Origin of the sequence: uncultured Campylobacter sp. (assembly GCF_938045465.1) — a bacterium.
Lineage (GTDB): Bacteria > Campylobacterota > Campylobacteria > Campylobacterales > Campylobacteraceae > Campylobacter_B.
The window spans coordinates 1-3,347 of record NZ_CALIBF010000116.1; the positions used below are offsets into that span (position 1 = coordinate 1).

A 3,347-nucleotide genomic window follows, 5' to 3' on the forward strand; every position below is an offset into this window, starting at 1 on the left:
CGTGGGCTACGATGAGGGCGGACAGCTTACCGAAGCTGTGCGCAGAAAGCCCTACTCTGTGCTGCTTTTTGATGAGATCGAAAAGGCGCACAAGGACGTTTTTAATATCCTGCTTGGAATTTTAGACGACGGGCGCGCGACCGATAACAAGGGCGTTACGGTTGATTTTAAAAACACGATCATCATCCTAACGAGCAATATCGGCTCGGCTAAGATTATGGAGCTTGACGCCAAAAATACGGACAAGCCGCGCGAGGTAGCACTTGCCGAGCGAGAGGAGGCGGTAAAGAGCGAGCTGAAGAATTATTTCAAGCCCGAATTTATCAACCGTCTAGACGACATCGTGATCTTCAACGCCCTAAGCGAGGACGATCTTATAAAAATCGTGGGCATTATGTTTAAAAGCCTGCAAAAAACGCTCGCAAATCGCGGCATTAACGCAAGCCTAAGCGAAAATGCCAAAAAGCTCATCGCCTCGGCGGGCTTTGATATCGAATACGGCGCAAGGCCGCTACGAAGGGCGCTCTACGATCTGGTGGAGGATAAGATCGCCGATATGATCCTAAGCGACGAGATCAAAACGGGCGATAAAATCGAAATCGGCGCACGTGACGGCGAGATCGAGATAAAGAGGGTGAAGTAAAATTCAGCGGAATTTATCCTGCAGGGTAAATTCCGCGCTTTGGTGGAACAAATTTGACGAGGTAAATCTAATACTTTATTAATATAAATTGGGCGAATAATCTATCTCCTTGGGAATTGAAACATCTCTTGCCAAACGACGAAAATTCTTATCCATTCCAGTAGAATTCCATCCCGTTGGGAATTGAAACAAACCAAACAAGCGAATAAAAAACCGCACAGAATGCGTAGAATTCCATCCTGTTGGGAATTGAAACGCGACGAAGTAAATGCGAGTTCGTTTTATTTTTTGTAGAATTCCATCCCGTTGGGAATTGAAACGGCTATCGTCTATGATGCTTTGATTTATGCTGCGTAGAATTCCATCCCATTGGGAATTGAAACTATCATCAAAGCTCCCTAGCGTCGTGTAGCCTCTGTAGAATTCCATCCCGTTGGGAATTGAAACTAGATGGCATTTAAGCGGCTGTTGTCGATTTTGCGTAGAATTCCATCCCGTTGGGAATTGAAACTCTTGAATGTCTTTCAGTAGATCGAGCCGCGTGATGTAGAATTCCATCCCGTTGGGAATTGAAACCCGCCAAAATCAGGCGCGCGCTGGAGCTTGGAGAGGTAGAATTCCATCCCGTTGGGAATTAAAATGCTCTATTTAAAATTTCATTTTTCCCTCTCACATATTAGCATTCTATAGAATTTATCGAGCCAAATCCTGCCTGATAAAATTTTTGCCAAATAAAAATTCCGGCTTAGATTTTAAAATTTATCGAGCAAGGTTCCGCATCTCAGAGCTTAGAATTTCAAATTTAAGAAACAGTGGCTTTGAGTTGCAGGATTCAAAAGCGTAAGGATTTTAGATCATAAAATTTTGAAAGGTCGGTAGGATTAGAATTTTAAAAATCGAAGTCGATGATCGAAATTCCAAACCTCGAAACTTAAAATTTTAAATCTGAAGCGGGGACAAATTTTAAGATCATTTCAAAATTTACCCCTTTTAAATTTACATATCTCTAGACCTATTCATAAAATTTTGCGTATTAATTTACGCAAAATTTAGCCAAACAAAGATGGCCTCATAAATTTATCCGCATTAAATTTTATCTCTTCTTTTTAGAATAAAAACCGTTACAGACGCGATTATTAGCGATGATAAAGCGCTTATCATCATTATGTTAAAATTAAAATTTGAGCGATCAAACAGATGACCTAACCAAGTAAAACCCGCTCTTGCTAGGATTATCACAGCTAGCGAATAAGTATAAAATAAACTTATAAAAAATGCAGATGCGCCAGATATTTTATCCAGCAAAATAAAAGCCTTTATTTTGGAAAATACGAGGCAGCAGATGATTAGAGGCAAAATCACCGTCGCGCAAAATAGATACAACACCATAGCGCCGAAAATATCGCTTTCGCTATCGCTCGCTTCTTCGTGCCACGTTAGTTCAAAAGCTTTTAAAACGATAGAAAACGGATGCGCGATATCGTAACCGCTATACTCCGCCAAAAAAACCGCGTCTATGCCGGCAAATATAACGCCCAAACAATCTATTGTAAAAAAGAGCAAGGCGATCCAGAATAAAATCCTCACCCCTTTTAGCTCGAAGCATTTTTTAATGAACTCTTTTATCACCCTAGCCCCTAATTTATAGCTTTTAAGATCAATTTGGCTTTTATATCGCGTTTCATTTCGGCGCTTTTAAGACTCTTTGTCGTGATCTCTCATCAAATTTTAAGCTCTTCGTTGCCATCGTCTATCTTGCCCGTTGCGATCGTAAGCTAAAATTTTCATTCTACTTATTCACCTAATTTGATACCGTTAAAATTAGAATTATTTTTTATCCTTATCAAAAAATTTTGAATTGTAGTTAGTTAAAGATATCATCAAGGTTCGCTTATTAAAAGGAACTTTGCCGAATCTATCAACAAGTAATTTATTCTGTTTTACTGATATCATAGTGCCGTTATCATCAAAAATATAGTATTTTTTTATCCTCAAGAAATTTAAGCATTGAAAGATAATTATAAATATAAAGTTTATGATGATAGCCATTGCAAGATTTGTTATATACGTAATTTTATTCATCAAAGTTTTACTATCAAGTTTTGCAGTTTCTCCAAAACATGGAAAGTATGAATACGTTATCTTTGTATGCTCCGTAAGCTGGATTTTTAGAACCTTTAAATTCCCCGCGAAATCCACATAATCGCATTCTATTATTTTCTCAAAAATTCTAATTTGTAAGTCATTTACCAGCATGCCTTTCAGCATTGCAAAATCTCCAAAAATTGTTTTGAAAAATATAAATATGCAAAGAGCTAGCTCGCCTTTTCTAAAACTACTACTAAAGAAACTTTCTATGGGAAAAAGAGATCTAATGGCGAACACTAATGCGAATATCAGGAAAAAAATTCCTACTGTTAATCTGCTTTTTAACAAATAGTCATTTTTTACTATTATCGGCTCCTTATCATAGTCCCTCATAAAATTTCCCCGTTTTTATAAAAAATATTTTAGCGTATTCTACCGCCTTATTCTTATGGTGCATTTAAAATTTAAAATCTGCAAAGAACAGGTAAAATCTAAATTTCAAAGTCTCCGCACTACGCTAAATTTTAAAATTTAAAGCAAGCAAAGCACGGGCAAAATTCTAAAATTCTAAAATTCTAAAATTCTAAAATTCTAAAATTCTAAAATTCTAAAATTC

At 37.2% G+C, this 3,347-nt stretch carries 3 protein-coding genes and 1 CRISPR repeat array; of the genes, 1 reads left to right on the plus strand and 2 read right to left on the minus strand.

Annotation, left to right across the window (positions count from 1 at the left end):
• Positions 1–643, plus strand: a 643-nt coding sequence (locus Q0413_RS05430) for an AAA family ATPase (RefSeq protein WP_298987961.1), incomplete at its 5' end; no start/stop codon positions are given.
• A 93-nt stretch (positions 644–736) separates the two neighbouring features.
• Positions 737–1,284: a CRISPR direct-repeat array (repeat unit 30 nt; unit sequence GTAGAATTCCATCCCGTTGGGAATTGAAAC).
• A 445-nt stretch (positions 1,285–1,729) separates the two neighbouring features.
• Here Q0413_RS05430 and Q0413_RS05435 read toward each other — a convergent pair.
• Together Q0413_RS05435 and Q0413_RS05440 are read right to left on the minus strand one after the other, a co-directional pair.
• Positions 1,730–2,272, minus strand: coding sequence for a hypothetical protein (locus Q0413_RS05435; RefSeq protein WP_298987963.1), 543 nt, complete (start codon positions 2,270–2,272; stop codon positions 1,730–1,732).
• A 198-nt stretch (positions 2,273–2,470) separates the two neighbouring features.
• The gene (locus tag Q0413_RS05440; protein ID WP_298987965.1) at positions 2,471–3,124 is read right to left on the minus strand and encodes a hypothetical protein; all 654 of its coding nucleotides are present in this window, start codon (positions 3,122–3,124) and stop codon (positions 2,471–2,473) included.
• Positions 3,125–3,347: the final 223 nt, after the last annotated feature.